The 16,407-nt window shown below is 42.3% G+C and carries 16 protein-coding genes; all 16 read right to left on the bottom strand.

Annotation, left to right across the window (positions count from 1 at the left end; genetic code table 11):
- Window positions 1-36 precede the first annotated feature (36 nt).
- The gene (locus BM398_RS04685) at window positions 37-1,125 is read right to left on the bottom strand and encodes a PucR family transcriptional regulator (RefSeq protein WP_092336644.1); all 1,089 of its coding nucleotides are present in this window, start codon (window positions 1,123-1,125) and stop codon (window positions 37-39) included.
- A gap of 87 nt (window positions 1,126-1,212) precedes the next feature.
- Window positions 1,213-2,322: an ABC transporter ATP-binding protein gene (locus BM398_RS04690; protein WP_026656417.1), complete on the bottom strand. Its 1,110-nt coding sequence runs from the start codon at window positions 2,320-2,322 to the stop codon at window positions 1,213-1,215.
- A 194-nt stretch (window positions 2,323-2,516) separates the two neighbouring features.
- The gene (locus BM398_RS04695; RefSeq protein WP_092336645.1) at window positions 2,517-3,329 is read right to left on the bottom strand and encodes a YesL family protein; all 813 of its coding nucleotides are present in this window, start codon (window positions 3,327-3,329) and stop codon (window positions 2,517-2,519) included.
- A 3-nt stretch (window positions 3,330-3,332) separates the two neighbouring features.
- On the bottom strand, window positions 3,333-3,749 hold the full coding sequence (locus BM398_RS04700) for a GNAT family N-acetyltransferase (protein WP_092336646.1): 417 nt from the start codon (window positions 3,747-3,749) through the stop codon (window positions 3,333-3,335).
- Window positions 3,750-3,801: 52 nt separating this feature from the next.
- The gene (locus BM398_RS04705) at window positions 3,802-4,749 is read right to left on the bottom strand and encodes an alpha/beta fold hydrolase (protein ID WP_092336647.1); all 948 of its coding nucleotides are present in this window, start codon (window positions 4,747-4,749) and stop codon (window positions 3,802-3,804) included.
- 70 nt (window positions 4,750-4,819) lie between these two features.
- Complete coding sequence (gene metG, locus BM398_RS04710) at window positions 4,820-6,853, bottom strand: methionine--tRNA ligase (protein ID WP_026668115.1); 2,034 nt, start codon at window positions 6,851-6,853, stop codon at window positions 4,820-4,822.
- A 23-nt stretch (window positions 6,854-6,876) separates the two neighbouring features.
- Window positions 6,877-7,752, bottom strand: a complete 876-nt coding sequence (locus tag BM398_RS04715) for a methionyl aminopeptidase (RefSeq protein ID WP_092336648.1) — start codon at window positions 7,750-7,752, stop codon at window positions 6,877-6,879.
- 116 nt (window positions 7,753-7,868) lie between these two features.
- Window positions 7,869-8,897 carry a phosphate/phosphite/phosphonate ABC transporter substrate-binding protein gene (locus tag BM398_RS04720; protein WP_092336649.1) on the bottom strand — a complete coding sequence of 343 codons (1,029 nt, stop codon included), beginning with the start codon at window positions 8,895-8,897 and terminating at the stop codon, window positions 7,869-7,871.
- 131 nt (window positions 8,898-9,028) lie between these two features.
- Window positions 9,029-9,685: a ribulose-phosphate 3-epimerase gene (gene rpe, locus BM398_RS04725; RefSeq protein ID WP_092336650.1), complete on the bottom strand. Its 657-nt coding sequence runs from the start codon at window positions 9,683-9,685 to the stop codon at window positions 9,029-9,031.
- Entirely contained in the window at window positions 9,682-10,623 is a 942-nt protein-coding gene (locus BM398_RS04730) for a transketolase family protein (RefSeq protein WP_026513993.1), read from the bottom strand. Before BM398_RS04730 ends, rpe begins: the two co-directional genes overlap by 4 nt.
- Window positions 10,620-11,447 (bottom strand): transketolase, encoded by an 828-nt coding sequence (locus BM398_RS04735; RefSeq protein ID WP_092336834.1) that lies wholly within the window; start codon window positions 11,445-11,447, stop codon window positions 10,620-10,622. Before BM398_RS04735 ends, BM398_RS04730 begins: the two co-directional genes overlap by 4 nt.
- A gap of 112 nt (window positions 11,448-11,559) precedes the next feature.
- Complete coding sequence (locus BM398_RS04740; protein ID WP_092336651.1) at window positions 11,560-12,258, bottom strand: L-ribulose-5-phosphate 4-epimerase; 699 nt, start codon at window positions 12,256-12,258, stop codon at window positions 11,560-11,562.
- A 24-nt stretch (window positions 12,259-12,282) separates the two neighbouring features.
- On the bottom strand, window positions 12,283-13,878 hold the full coding sequence (locus BM398_RS04745; protein ID WP_027208922.1) for a xylulokinase: 1,596 nt from the start codon (window positions 13,876-13,878) through the stop codon (window positions 12,283-12,285).
- A 39-nt stretch (window positions 13,879-13,917) separates the two neighbouring features.
- Window positions 13,918-14,739: a DNA-3-methyladenine glycosylase family protein gene (locus BM398_RS04750; RefSeq protein WP_242949761.1), complete on the bottom strand. Its 822-nt coding sequence runs from the start codon at window positions 14,737-14,739 to the stop codon at window positions 13,918-13,920.
- On the bottom strand, window positions 14,739-15,182 hold the full coding sequence (locus BM398_RS04755) for a restriction endonuclease (RefSeq protein WP_092336653.1): 444 nt from the start codon (window positions 15,180-15,182) through the stop codon (window positions 14,739-14,741). The genes BM398_RS04750 and BM398_RS04755 overlap by 1 nt, the downstream gene beginning before the upstream one ends.
- Window positions 15,183-15,197: 15 nt before the next feature.
- Window positions 15,198-16,277, bottom strand: a complete 1,080-nt coding sequence (locus tag BM398_RS04760; RefSeq protein WP_175531844.1) for a PTS sugar transporter subunit IIC — start codon at window positions 16,275-16,277, stop codon at window positions 15,198-15,200.
- Window positions 16,278-16,407: the final 130 nt, after the last annotated feature.

A 16,407-nucleotide genomic window follows, 5' to 3' on the forward strand; every position in this document is an offset into this window, starting at 1 on the left:
CAACGTGCATGTATCCCTCACAGGACCGCTTTCTTTTTATTCTCTTTCCTTAAGATATTTCATGTAATTAAGGACCATGAGTGCGATCTTGAAGGTAAGCGCATCATCGAATTTTCTCACATCAAGTCCACAGCTCTTTTCAAGCTTCTCAATCCTGTACACAAGAGTATTTCTATGCACAAAAAGCTGTCTTGAAGTCTCAGACACATTGAGGTTATTCTCAAAAAACTTCGAAATAGTATTCAAAGTCTCTTCATCTAGATTACTGGGTACTTCCTTATCCTCAAAAATCTCATCTATAAACATCTTACAAAGGCTCTCGGGAAGCTGATATATAAGTCTTCCTATTCCGAGCGTATTATATCCGTTTGCCCTGCACTCAGCATTGAAGATTCTTCCGACTTCGAGCGCCATCTTTGCTTCTTTGAATGATTTACTGAGATCGCGTATCTCTTCAACTATAGTTCCGTACGCAACTCTTACATTTAAAAGAGCCTCTGTATTCATCATATCCACTATAGTTGTTGCCACTTGGTTTATGTCATCATATGACTCATTTTTTCCAAGTGACTTTACTATGATAATGCTGTTCTCATCAACTGCAGTTACATAGTCACCTGACGTAGACGAAAACATGCTGGACAAAAGCTCTCTTGCGCTGTTATCTTTTGTTCGTCCCGTTTGAACCAAGATTATAGTTCTGGGCGCCGTCACTTCAATCTTGAGTTTCCTTGCCCTGTTATACACATCGATCATCAGCATATTATCAAGAAGCAGATTCTGGAAAAAATTATTCCTGTCAAATCTTTCTTTGTAAGCAAGAACAAGAGCCTGAAGCTGGCTCACCGCAATCTTTCCCACCATATATGCCTGCTCATTGTCGCCTTTTGAAAGCAGAATATACAAGGGATCTCCATCGTCCATAACCTTAAAAAGATGGATGTCACCTATCACCTGTGAATCCACGGGTGATGAAGCAAAACTTGTAATTATGGAAATATCGGAAAATCCAAGATCACTTGTAGACGCCACAACTTCTCCGCCCAGATCCATAACACATAATTCTACTTTGGTTATAGCTCCAAGTTCACTTATACTTCCTTTTATCGTCTGCGTTGAAATCATGCTTTCTCCTTTCAAAAGAAACTACCTTAAGTATATCACAAAAGGAGCCATGCGTTTGCATGGCTCCTTAATAGTATATTCACAATATTAGTTTGTGATTGTCTCTTCTGTCTCTTTGTCGAAGATGTGAATCTTCTCAACATCAAATGCGAATTTAACCTTATCGCCGGGTCTTGCTGTTGTACGAGAATCAACTCTTGCAGTGATAGGGAACTGATCAAGATCAAAGTACAGATAAACTTCTGCACCAAGAAGCTCGTATACGTTGATTGTTGACTCAAATACAGCCTTAGATGTGCTAACAACTACCTCTGAATCATCAACATCCTCAGGACGGATACCGAATGTTACAGTCTTTCCTGCGTAACCACCCTCGATAACCTTCTTAGCCTTTGCAGGAGGAAGCTCGATGAGCTGATCTGCTACTCTGAGGCTTGCTGTGTCACCTGAAACTACAACTTCAGCATCGATGAAGTTCATCTGAGGTGATCCCATGAATCCTGCAACGAAGAGGTTAGCGGGCTTCTCATAGAGGTTCTGAGGTGTGTCAACCTGCTGAATGAGACCGTCCTTCATAACTACGATTCTTGTACCAAGAGTCATAGCCTCTGTCTGGTCATGTGTAACGTAGATGATTGTTGTGCCAAGTCTCTGGTGAAGCTTAGCGATCTCTGTTCTCATCTGTACACGGAGCTTAGCATCAAGGTTTGAAAGAGGCTCGTCCATAAGGAATACCTTAGGATTACGAACGATAGCACGTCCCATAGCAACACGCTGTCTCTGTCCACCGGAAAGAGCCTTAGGCTTACGATCAAGGAGCTTGTCAAGATCAAGGATCTTAGCTGCCTCTTTAACCATCTTATCTATTTCAGGCTTCGGAACCTTTCTAAGCTTAAGTCCGAATGCCATGTTATCATATACTGTCATGTGAGGATACAGAGCGTAGTTCTGGAATACCATCGCAATATCTCTGTCCTTAGGCTCTACATCATTAACTACTCTGTCACCGATCTTAAGAGTACCTGATGTGATATCCTCAAGTCCTGCAATCATACGAAGAGTTGTTGACTTTCCGCATCCTGAAGGTCCTACGAAAATAATAAATTCTTTATCCTCAATCTGAAGGTTGAAGTTTTTAACAGCTTCAAACTTATTGGGATATACTTTGCATACATTCTCAAGTGATAAACTTGCCATAACCTTAAATTCCTCCTAATTCATTACATAGCTTATGATAGAACTTAGTATAGCTTTGGCACACTTTATTTACTATTCACTAATTTCACAAAATTTTTATAATACATTGGCCAATGTGCTCATTGACCTCAAAATACATTCCCAATTCCGTAATGTTGACGAATAATTTTAAACATCTATATGCAACTTGCTAATTATTCACCTTTTTCTTCTTCATCAAGCTCGTCGAGTTTTCTGATAGCGGCATTCATCTCCTCTTCTTCGGAGACCTCTTCTTCTTTGGGCTCGAATCTCTTGAAAGTAGGATTATAAAGAACCGCGCAAAGATATGCAGGGCCTGCTATTCCCACAAGTACATAAATGGGAATAAATTTCATGTCAAAGAAATAAGCAAGAAGAATCGGAAGAAGCGAAACAAACGCCATTCCCAAAGATCTTGGGAGCGCAATTATCGTCAATATGAATGCATTCTTTATCGTCTTCACAATAGTGTTTTCAAATTTTGACTGGAGCGGGAAAACATAGAGTCCCACCATATACAAAAAGACGAACATTGCAAAAACAACATATCTGTAGAATCCGCCTCTGCTTCTGAGGATAAGGAAATCAAGAATAAGCATTCCTCCCACAAAAAACTTTATAACCTGAAGAACTATTCCCTGTTTAAAGTTTTCCTTAAAAGATTTAAAGAATGTCTTCGTCACATAGCTGTCTTCTTCTCTGACCATCTTCAAAAGAACATAATGCATAGCAGTGCAGGCAGGGCCACATATTGCAGACAACGGAATTCCTATTATCCACGCCCACATAACCGCTGCTACAAAAACATCATAACTAAACTGTCCACCCTCTGTCATAAGCGGTGAAACAGCCGGTCCCAAGATCATAACCTGCTCGATCATAAGCGGAACAGCAAATAATAATGTTAATATGTTGAGCCACATAACATCGGCAAGTCTTGTAAGTCCAGCCACAAAGGGGCTGTCTAAGCTAAAAAATTTTCCCATTTTTCATAACCTCAATTCCATCGGTGTGAATTTTATTCCGTCGGCAACCGTCTCTTTATGCGTGTCTCTAAATCCCAGTCTGTGATAAAAATCGATCGCATACGGTGATGCATTGACTGTGAGTTTGTCTATGCCCTCTTCAGTCAAAACATAATCAGAAACAAATTTAATAAGGGCACTACCAATTCCATTGTAATGGTAGTCCCCATCAACAAACAATAGCGATATGTGTGATTTTTCCCTTATTGTAAGCATTCCCAGACATTTATTGCCATATACCGCAACAAACAACTGATAATGCCCGGCTACAAACATCTTGTGAAGATTCTCATCCGTCACAAAGTTACGAAAATTACCTATACCCTCTGCTGAATAATCAGGGGCGTCAAACTTAGCGAAAGTTTCCCACGCAAGTTTCATCGCCCCTTCCCAATCAGAATTATATGCACATCTAACGATCACTTTTGATGTATCAATTATCACTGCTCAACACTTTCTTGATCCAATCTAACTGATCTGCAAATACTTTTTCTCTTCCGATTTCCTGTTGAAGTTCATGGCGGAATCCGTCATAAATCTTTATATCAACATTCTTCATCTGTAATTGAAGCCTGTAAATATCGCAAAGTCTCTTGAGTGCCTCTCCATAGCCACACACAGGATCTTCGCTTCCGCCGGTTATAAGCACCGGAAGAGTCTTCGGAATATCTTCCATCCTGTCCTCATCCTGTATTCTCTTTAACAGCTCAGCCATTGTCTTAAATCCATTAAGTGTAAAGATAAAGTTACACGCAGGATCTGCGATATATTTTTTTATACTCTCTTCGTTATGTGATAACCAGTCAAAAGGCGTGGCAGGTTTCTCAATTTTCCTCAGATATCCCTTGAAGGCCATATCATTGATCATCTTCGAGCGATGCTTTTCACCGAAAAAGAACTGCAACAGGGATACCCAGAAATTCATCGCACCGAGTGTACCTCTTGTCGTGTACGCTGTTCCCTGAATTATCGCACCTTTTATTCCTGTTCCGTATCGTGTCATATACTCTCTGGCTATAAATGAACCAAAGCTGTGACCAAGGATAAATACCGGAACTCCCGGAAATTCTTCCTGTGTCATCTTCTTTAATCTATGCGCATCGCGCACCAAAACCGTTGCGGGATCGTTCTTGCAAAAATATCCGTAGATACTGCCGGGTGGATTAACCGACTTACCATGGCCCAGATTATCATTACCTATAACCATTATGCCGTTCTCTGCCATAAAACGGGCATATTCATCATAGCGGTCGGTATATTCCTGCATGCCATGAATAACCTGGAGAATTGCAATCGGCTGTCCCTCGGGAATCCATCTTACTGCGTTAAGCATGGTCTGTCTGTCACGTGATTTGTAAGTCAGTTCCTCTTTACGTACCATAAGAAATCCCTCCCAACGTATATGGCTTTTCGTCTATATATACATGATAACACGAAAACCCATTAAATTATCAACAGATTTCTGCTCCTGAAGGCATTGTTTTTTCAGGTGTCATAAGTGCAAGATTGCCTTCCGCATCCTCTGCGCAAAGGAGCATTCCTTCCGACATAACGCCTGCAAGTTTTGCGGGCTTAAGGTTTACAAGTACCATTACCTTCTTGCCTACCATCTCCTCAGGAGAATAATATTTTCTGATACCTGATACGATCTGCTTTACCTGGCTTCCGATCTTAACCTGTGAGCAAAGAAGCTTTTTGGATTTTGCAACCGCCTCACACTTTATGATCTCACCAACCTGGAACTGCATAGCTCCGAACTGTTCGTATGTAATCTCATCCTTTGCAGGAATATCGATAACTGCTTCGTCAGCATCACCTGCTGTTTTTGCAGGAGCGGGAGCAAGACCTGCTTTTGCAAGGTTCTCTGCAGCCTTTCTCTGTGCTTCTTCATACTCAGCCTTCTGCTTCTTTGTTATCTCTGCAGCTTTCTCAAGAACATCCTTGAGATCCTTGCGGGCAAAAAGCATTTCAGGATTCTCTGAAACCTTTGTTCCGTTCTTGTACAATCCGAACTTATTAAGAGTATCAAAATCTCTGTCAGCCGCATTGATCTGCTTCTTGATCTTAGCAGCAGTCTCAGGCATAAACGGATCAAGAAGAGCCGCACCGATTGAGATAGCCTCAACAAGGTTATACAGAACAGTTGAAAGTCTGTCCTTCTTGCTCTCATCCTTTCCGAGGATCCAAGGCTCAGTCTCATCTATATATTTGTTGCATCTCTTAAAGAGTGTAAAGATCTCTGTAAGTGCATCTGCAACACGAAGCTCGTCCATCTTTGCTTCAACCTTATCGTAGCAGCCTGTAACAACTGCCTTAAGGTCATCGTCAACAGCCTCTTTTACACCCTTATCGGCCAATACTCCGCCAAGATATTTGTTACTCATTGCGATAGTACGGTTTACAAGGTTACCGAGCGTGTTGGCGAGGTCTGAATTAAATCTCTCAACGAGAAGGTCCCATGTGATAACACCGTCGTTCTCAAAAGGCATCTCATGAAGAACGAAGTATCTTACGGGATCGACTCCGAATAAGCTTACAAGGTCATCGGCGTAAATAACGTTTCCTTTTGACTTACTCATCTTCTCGCCACCCTGCAAGAGCCATGGATGTCCAAAGATCTGCTTAGGAAGAGGCTCTCCGAGTGCCATAAGGAAAATAGGCCAATAAATTGTATGGAAGCGAATAATATCTTTTCCGATAAGATGAAGATCTGCAGGCCACCACTTCTTGTACTCTTCTGAGCTGTTGCCCTCTGCATCGTATCCGATACCTGTTATATAGTTTGAAAGTGCATCAAGCCACACATATACAACATGCTTATCATCAAAGTCTACGGGAATTCCCCACTTAAATGATGTTCTTGATACGCACAGATCCTGAAGTCCGGGAAGAAGGAAGTTGTTCATCATCTCATTCTTTCTGGAAACAGGCTGAATGAATTCAGGATGTGTGTTGATGTGCTCAATAAGTCTATCAGCATATTTACTCATTTTGAAGAAGTAAGCTTCTTCTTCTGCAGGATGAACTTCGCCGCCACACTCGGGACACTTACCGTCAACGAGCTGTCCCTCTGTATAGAAGGCCTCACACTCTGTACAGTACATTCCCTTGTAAGATCCCTTGTAGATATCTCCCTGATCGTAGAATCTCTTAAAGATCTTCTGAACCTGCTTAACGTGGTCTTCATCTGTTGTACGGATAAATCTGTCATAAGATGTATCCATGAGGTTCCAAAGGCCTTTGATAGTATCTGAAACTCCGTCAACGAACTCTTTAGGGGAATTGCATCCTGCTTCGATAGCTCTTGTCTCTATCTTCTGACCGTGCTCATCAGATCCTGTCTGAAAATGCACGTCAAATCCGTCTCTTCTCTTATATCTTGCTATAGCATCTGCAAGGACGATCTCATAACTGTTTCCGATATGAGGCTTACCCGATGTATACGCGATTGCTGTAGTTATATAGTACTTTCCCTTATTCTGCATTCTATCCATTCCTTCCTGATATATTACCAACAGAGCAGCTCATATCCCGTTTCAGTCACAAGGAGTTCAACTTCCCACTGTGCCGAAGGCTTTAAGTCTGCTGTATAAACTGTCCACTCGTTTTCTTCATCACAAAAGATCTCATCTGTTCCCATGTTCACCATAGGCTCTATCGTAAATACCATACCAGGAACCATTATCATTCCTGTTCCAGGTTTGCTGACATAACTTACAAAAGGTTCCTCGTGGAAGCCATTTCCGCAACCATGTCCGCCAATCTCTTTTACGACAGTATATCCGTTATCAAGCGCATGCTGATGTACGGCATGTCCCATATCTCCGATAGGAGTCCATGGTATTACCGCTTTGAGTCCCACTTCAAGGCACTCTTTTGTAACATCGACAAGTCTCTTCTTTTCCGGGGATACATTTCCTATGCAAAACATTCGCGAAGAATCAGAGTAATATCCGTCAAGAATTGTTGAACAATCGACGTTTATTATATCTCCGTCCTGCAAGATCACATCCTCAGACGGGATTCCATGGCAAACTTCTTCATTTATTGAAGTGCATACGCTCTTGGGGAATCCCTCGTAATTAAGATCAGCCGGTATTCCTCCCATCTTAGTGGTTGTTCTATATACGATGTCGTCGATTTCCTGAGTTGTCATTCCTGCACGTATCTTATCACCGATCTCATCAAGTACAGCCATATTTATGACCGCACTCTTTTTTATTCCTTCAATATCTTTTTCAGTTTTTAACAGGTCTCTGGAAGGAATCCTGAAACCTTTATGTTCAAGTGCAATAAGCTTATCATCAAATGCGGCGTGACATGCTTTATATTTTTTGCCGCTTCCGCACCAACACGGATCGTTTCTTTCTAGTCTTTTATACATTCTATGCCTTCTTACCTCTTCTTAATTTAACAAATATAGTATGCCTTTTCGCCTCCCAAATGTCAATTAACGCCACAGACACATATCCTTTCCGTGCCTGTGGCGTCTTATCATTATTATTTTAAATTATTTACTTCTCTGGCAGCTCTTATCGGCTCGTAATCTTCAGGATCCGCCGCCACATATCCGTCATGTTTGTAAAAAGACAATATTTTCTTGCCTTCCTCGGTGTTGCCGATATTTATAAATGCCTGCTGGATTGCTTCTTTTAACGATTCATCCATTACAGTCGATGTCTTGCTGACGCAAACGGTATCATTATAAATTCCGCTTGTGACACCGATAACGGCTGTTTCGTCCCAGATATTAAAAGGTCTTCCGTATTTACTGCGCCATCTGTCTTCAAAATCGCGTCTTGCATCAGCATATATGCATATAACATCAAGCGCTTCAGATGCCAGCCCCTCAAATGCCGTACTGTATGTATCAACTTCAGTTACATATTTGAGGTTGGTAATCTTTTTATTATATTTCTCTTTTAACCAAAGAGACGGATACAAATATCCGGCGGGTGACGTGGAATTCATTACTCCCCATCTGAGCATATTGAGTTCTTCCCATGTAAGCGGCTCCCCGTTATTTACTTTTTCCGCCATGGCCTGTCCCTTTGCCGATGGACCTGCCAAAATAAGCGCTCTGTAATATGTTACCGTTTTATCCGTAGTAGATGTTGGTGTATTGTCATTCCACACTCTCGGTTCATCGCTTTCAATCGACAATCCTTTCCTGAGTGCCGTAAGAATAACATCACAATATTCCTCATATAGTACGTACGTTGCTCCGGGTACAAAGCCTATATCAACTTCCCCGATAGCGAGTTTTCGGCCTATCATCTCATATGAAGATCCCACTTCAACTTGTACATCCCTGACATAATAGCCCTGCTTTATCATTTCGCTCTTGAACATGTTCTTGAGCGCATCGCTTGAACCAAGAATTTCTTCCTCATCAACCGATTTCACAAAACCAATTGTAAGTCTTTGAACAGACTTCTCCGCTCGTTGTGACGGCGATGCACAACTACATCCCACTAACGTAGTCAGGCATAAAAAAACAGTAACAGCTAACGAAGTAAATTTCCTCATAACGCCTCCACACCATGATAGAAATATGGTATTTTTTGGAAAAAAAGGCTCATGCGCTATGCACATGAGCCCACTTGCAGCTTATACTGAAATTGTATTTTATTTATGCTTTTTTGTCAATGTGTAGGTTGTTATTCCGATAATATCTTCCTGAATTTTATAATATTTTCAGAAATATTGCCCTTAAAAATACCTGAACCGGATACAATCACATTCGCACCAGCCTCCAATATTTCCTCTACATTATCGATGTATACTCCGCCGTCCACCTGAATATCAACATCAAGCTTTCTTTCATCAATGAGCTTTCTGAGCTCCCTGACTTTATCAAGACTTTCAGGTATCAGCTTTTGTCCGCCAAATCCCGGTTCAACCGTCATGACAAGTACCATCTCAACCTTCTCTAGATAGGGAAAGACTGCTTCTATGGGAGTTCCCGGTTTAATTGCTATGCCGGCTTTTTTCCCATATTTATGTATCTCGTCTATGACCGCTTCGGGATCATCGGTAGCCTCCTGATGAAAAGTTACGGAGTCTGCCCCAACGTCCACAAAGTCCTTTATGTAACGTATCGGGTCGACTATCATCAAATGCACATCAAAAAGCTTATCGGTTATCCCTCTTATGCTCTTAACTATAGGCATTCCATACGAAATAGAAGGAACAAACATTCCATCCATGACATCAATATGTATGTAGTGGGTGCCAGCCTTATCGACTTCTTCGATCTGCGATCCCAGTCGTGTAAAATCCGCTGACAGAATTGAAGAACTCAATATATTCATTATTTAAGAAATTCCTTTACTGAAGCATATACTCCATCTGCATCAAGTCCATACTTATGAACAAGTTCACCTGCTGTTCCCGACTCACCGTACTTATCCTGCATTCCGAGTTTCTTAACAGGAGTAGGTGCGCTCTCTGAAAGTGCATCACTAACCGCGCTTCCGAGTCCACCGATAACAGAGTGCTCTTCAACAGTTACAACCTTGCCGGTCTTCTTTGCTGAAGCGATAACAAGCTCCTTATCAAGAGGTTTGATAGTACAGATATTGATAACCTCTGCGGAAATTCCGTCAGCGGCAAGCTTCTCAGCTGCACCGATTGCTGAATCAACGCAGATACCTGTTGCAATAATAGTTACATCAGTACCTTCTTTGATAACAGAACCCTTACCGATTTCAAACTTGTAGTCGGGTCTGTCGTTGATGATACTGCATGCAGCACGTCCGAATCTGATGTAAACAGGTCCTTCATGCTCAAGAGCTGCGCGAACGCAAGCCTTTGCTTCAATATCATCTGCAGGACACATTACAACCATTCCGGGGATAACACTCATAAGAGCGAAATCCTCATTACACTGATGGCTGGCTCCGTCCTCACCTACTGTGATTCCGGCATGTGTTCCACCAATTTTTACATTAAGATGGGGATATCCCACTGAGTTACGTACCTGCTCAAATGCACGTCCTGCTGCGAACATGGCAAAAGAACTAACAAAAGGAATCTTTCCTGTTGTTGCAAGTCCTGCTGCGATTCCCATCATATTACACTCTGCGATACCGCAATCTATATGTCTCTCAGGAAATTTCTTCTGAAAAACAGCTGTCTTGGTTGATGCTGCAAGATCCGCATCCAAAACTACGAGATTTGGAAACTCATCACCAAGCTCCGCAAGAGCATTACCATAACTTTCTCTTGTTGCAATCTTCTTTACTTCGCTCATAGTGCTGCACCTATCCTTTCCAATTCTTCCATAGCCTGCTTGTACTCGTCGTCGTTAGGAGCTTTTCCGTGCCATCCAGCCTGGTTCTCCATGAATGAAACACCTTTACCCTTAACAGTGTGCGCTATGATCGCTGTGGGCATACCCTTTGTTTTCTTGGCCTCTTCGAAAGCTGCCTTGATCTCATCAAAGTTATGTCCGTCTATATTGATTACATGGAAATTAAATGCTTCAAATTTCTTATCGATAGGATAAGGTGAACATACCTTATCTACAGGTCCGTCAATCTGAAGACCGTTGTTATCCACGATAACAACAAGGTTGTCTAATTTACGGAAGCCTGCAAACATAGCTGCTTCCCATACCTGACCTTCCTGAAGCTCACCATCGCCAAGAAGTGTATATACTCTAAAATCTTTTTTATCAAGCTTTGCAGAAAGTGCCATTCCGCAAGCTGCTGAAATACCCTGTCCAAGTGATCCGCTTGACATATCAAGTCCCGGAAGATACTGCATACTGGGATGTCCCTGAAGTCTTGAACCAAGCTTACGAAGCGTTGTCAGTTCCTCTTTAGGGAAATAACCTTTCTCTGCCATTACAGAGTAAAGTCCCGGTGCACAATGTCCCTTTGAAAGGACAAAGCGATCTCTGTCCGGATCTGAAACTTTTTTGGGATCTACATTCATTTCCTCAAAATACAGATATGTGAAAATATCTGTTGAAGATAAAGATCCGCCCGGATGTCCTGCTCCGGCTGCATGAAGTGCTGTTATTATACTTTTTCTTACTTCATTAGCCGTCTTTTGTAGTTCCTGATTGGTCATAGCCATATTGAATTATTTCCTTTCCGTAATATTCAAAGACAAACTGCATTTTCAATGTATCACATGCCACATTGTTTCGTCTACAGCGCAGTTTGTCTAAGTTTTATCATTGTCACTTTTTCTGCCCATAATAGGCATTTGCGCCATGTTTTCTAAAATAATGCTTATCTTGAAGGTCAGACGAAATTACGCTGATCTCAGGATTTAAGAATTCGCTTCTTAATGCCATCTTTGCGACTTCTTCTTCAACGGCTGCATTGTGAACCGCTTCTGCCGCATCTTTGCCCCATGTAAAGACACCATGGTTCTGGCACAGTGTACCGGGAACCGCCATAGGATCAATACTGCGGCGCTCAAACTCTGCCGCGATCGCAAGTCCTGTATTTTTCTCATATTCAGACTCTATCTCAACTTTTGTGAGCGCTCTTACGCAGGGAATCTCTCCATAGAAATAATCCGCATGCGTTGTTCCGTAGCAGGGAATCCCTCTTCCTGCCTGCGCCCAGCTTGTAGCATAAGGTGAATGTGTATGAACTACACCACCGATTTCCTTAAATGCCTTATAAAGCTCAAGATGTGTTGGAGTGTCCGATGAAGGTGAAAGTTCTCCCTCGACCTTATTTCCGTCAAGGTCCATTACCACCATATCATCGGGAGTCATCTTGTCATACTCAACTCCGCTCGGCTTTATAACAAAAAGTCCTTTTTCTCTGTCAATCTCACTGACATTTCCCCATGTAAACAGAACAAGTCCGTACTTGGGAAGAAGCATATTTGCTTCATATACTTTCTTTTTAAGTTCTTCTAACATTTCTATACCCCGTTATCTTTAATGTTATCTGAGTGAATCAACCGCTGCCTTCTCAACGGCAAGTCCTGCAGAATAGTTCTTGATGAACTCATCAAAGCCTTTGACATCTTTCTCGTCAGGCTCACATGTTTCTACGCTTACATTGGTAAATACTTTATCATTCAGATACTTCTCAAGACTCTCGCCGTCCTGCTTCTGCATCATGTAACCCGCAAGGATTGCCTGTCCCCAAGGACCGCCTTCTCCCGCAGTCTCCATAAGCTTAATTGTTGTTCCCAAAGCTGCAGCCATAGTCTTGTCTCCTGCGCCTCTTACCTTGAAGAATCCACCCTGTCCGAAGAAGAAATCAACATTAACTTTCTCTTCTTTTATGAGGATGTCATTTCCAAGCTTAAGTGCACCGAGAGCAGTATAAAGATGTGTTCTCATGAAGTTTGAAAGATTGAATACATCGTCGGGTTTTCTGACGAAAAGAGGTCTTCCTTCATTGAATCCCGTGATGCTCTCTCCTGAGAAATAGTTGTATGCAAGAAGTCCGCCGCAATCGGGGTCTCCCTCCATAGCCTTTCTATAGAGCCCGCCATAGAGCTCGTCATCGCTGATATCCTGTCCGAATGTCTTTGCAAACTCTCTGAAAAGTGATACCCACGCGTTAAGATCGGAAGTACAGTTGTTACAATGTACCATGGCAACCTGCTCACCTGAAGGTGTTGTAACTATATCAAGCTCAGGATATGCCTTGGACAGATCATGCTCAAGTACAACCATTGAAAATACAGATGTTCCTGCAGAAATATTTCCTGTTCTCTTTGCAACAGAGTTAGTCGCAACCATACCTGTTCCCGCATCTCCCTCGGGAGGACATACAGGCACACCCTCTTTAAGTGTTCCTTCGGGATCGAGGAAAAGAGCTCCTTCTTTAGTAAGAACACCGGCACGCTCACCTGCGCAAAGCACCTTAGGAAGGATGTCACGAATCTTGATTCCCGCACTCTTTACCTCTGAAAGATTATCAAAAGTATCGAGCATTCCTGCGTTGTAATCGCATGTCTCGGAATCTATAGGGAACATACCCGAAGCATCGCCAATACCAAGAACTTTCTCACCTGTAAGCAAAAGATGTATATAACCTGCAAGAGTTGTAAAGAAAGCAATCTTTCCAACGTGCTCCTCTTTGTTAAGAATTGCCTGATACAGGTGTGCAATACTCCATCTCTGCGGAATGTGGAATCCCAAAGCATCTGTAAGTTTCTCAGAAGCCTCTTCTGTTATGGTATTTCTCCAGGTTCTGAATGGAACAAGAAGATTTCCATCCTTATCAAAAGGCATGTATCCGTGCATCATAGCGGAAACACCCATAGCACCGACTGTGGTAAGTTCCTCGCCATACTTGTTCTTCACGTCCTCTTTAAGACCTTTATAACATGCTCTTACACCTTCCTGAATGTAATCAAGTCCATACGTCCAGATACCGTCAACAAGCTTGTTTTCCCAGCTAAATGACCCTGATGCAAGAGAATTATACTCCTTGTCCGTAAGAACTGCCTTGATTCTGGTAGAGCCAAACTCTATTCCCAGAAACGTACTACCTTCGGCAATTGCCTTTTTTGCGTCACTCATAACTCCTTCTCCTTTTATCTTATTATTTGTAACCCTTTATTAAATAAGTCCGCTATTTCTGGAATAATAAAACAGATACTGCTGCATTATACCGTTGTACGGAGCATATTTATCAAAACTAAATCCGTTTGGATACTTAAGCTCAAGAACCCTGTTTATCCAAACATCCTTCGGAAAGGCATCAAGTCTGTGATACCCAAATAATATCTCACAGTTTGCCACCTTAACCCCAACGCCGAACAACCCCAAAAGTCCGGTCATCAGTTCCTCATCCGAGGCATTTCCCCATTCATCAAGCTTTACCGCTCCGCTTGCCACATCAAGCGCTGCCTGCCTGACATATTTATCCCTGTAACCAAGGCTACAGGATGCGAGTTTTTCATCAGATAAACCCGCCAATTCTTCAGGTGTCGGAAAAGCATAGATCTTTTTCCCGTCACCGTCTGTGGCTATTTCCCTCGACACCGCAGCACAGAGCTTTTCGATGGAAGCTTTAATGGCCGGGATGTTTTTTCTCTGGGAAATTATAAAAGAAATTAGCATTTCCCACGGATCCTGCTTTAAGATCCTTATACCCTTGCCATACTCTGCAGCATCATACAGATACCTGTCTGTATCTTTATCTATCATTCCCCTGATCTTTCTGTAATCAAGACCGAGGTCAAAATAATCCTTCCAGAAGCTCTCATATTCATCCGGTTCGCAGTCAAGTTCGTATTCGTACTCGCCACATTTCCTGATGAAAAGATGTTTGGAAGAAGCTGTAACCTCATACCCGTCACCGTGCTCGTTAAATCTGAAGCACTGTCCGCTGTCTGCAATTTTTTTCAGATCAAAATCATCAAATATTTCTATCTTCATTATGTCTTATCCATACTGTCGAGGTATCCTCTGTCCCACAACATAATGTTAAGTTTCTGGGCAAGTTCCACTGCAGGTTGTGTAAAATACTGATTGGTCATTACAACGCCGACCATTCTGCTGTAGTAATCTCTTCCCGCATATATTTCCTGAACCGCCTTAACTCCGATCGGTTTGTCGTAACACTTACACTGAACCGCGTAAGTTATACCGTCCTTCTCGGCAAGTATATCCGCTCCGAAATCTCCGCTTCCCTTTGTGACGGTCGCTTCGGCAAAGCCGTTAGCTTTAAGAAGATCGGCGCAATAATACTCAAAATCATGCCCTTCCATCTCATCCATGGGAAGAGGCTTCATCCTGTATTTCTTAATATAGCTTACGATGAAAACCGCAATCGCAATTATTGCCACTCCCACCGCTATATAAATATATATTCTCACCATAGGAATCTCCGCTTATTAAAGCTTCAAATCTCCCTCTTTTACCCATCCGAGCTTAACAACTCCGGCATGAATTACAGGAGCGATAATTGCAGGAAGTACGAATGAGATAAGTATAAGGCCGGCCCAATCTAATCCGGTTATTGCTGTCTTTGCTCCATCTGCGATATCTTGAACCCATCCGGTGTACACACCGATCTGTCCGACAAATCCGCAAGTACCCATTCCAGATGAAACAGGCGCTCCGTTCATCTTGAGCTTGAAAACACATGTAGCAAGAGGTCCCGTGATAGCCGATGTCACGATGGGTGCGATCCAGATTCTAGGATTCTTTATGATGTTACCCATCTGGAGCATTGATGTTCCGATACCTTGTGAAACAAGTCCGCCCCATTTATTTTCTTTAAAAGAGATCACTGCAAAACCTACCATCTGCGCACAGCATCCTGCTACCGCTGCACCGCCCGCAAGACCCGTAAGGCAAAGTGCCGCACAAATTGCTGCCGAAGATATAGGAAGTGTAAGTGCGATTCCTACTGTTACAGATACCAGTATTCCCATAAGGAATGGCTGAAGCTCTGTAGCCCACATGATAAGATTTCCAAACGCCATAGCTGCTTTTCCGAGAGCGGGAGCTATAAGCCATGAGAAGAAAACTCCGACACCTATTGTCACAAGAGGTGTTACCAAAATATCCACTTTTGTCTCTTTTGATACCGCTTTACCAAATTCTGCCGCAAGTATTGCAACAAACAAAACTGCAAGAGGACCGCCCGCACCACCGAGTGCATTTGCGGCAAATCCCACGGTTATCATTGAAAAAAGAACAAGTGGCGGACAATGAAGCGCGTAGCCGATTGCCACAGACATTGCAGGACCGCTCATTGCAGAAGCAAGTCCACCTACCGTATATTCCGTATCGGAAACTGTTGCAACAGTCTGCATAAGAAACGGAATATTAAACTGTTTACCAAACGTATTTATGATAGTTCCTATGAGCAATGAACAAAAAAGTCCCTGCGCCATAGCCCCTAAAGCGTCAATTCCATAACGCTTTAAAGAAATTTCAATGTCTTTCTTCTTCAGAAAATCTTTCACTTTTTCATCTCCTCCGCTATATACATAGCTTTTAAAATCATTGCTATATATTTTACCATAATCCGCATATGGTTAAAATATCGGAAGAGTCATATATTTTTGCATAAAATACCCCCGCTGATTTAAAGCG

The organism is Butyrivibrio sp. M55, assembly GCF_900116865.1.
Taxonomy (GTDB): Bacteria; Bacillota; Clostridia; order Lachnospirales; family Lachnospiraceae; genus Butyrivibrio.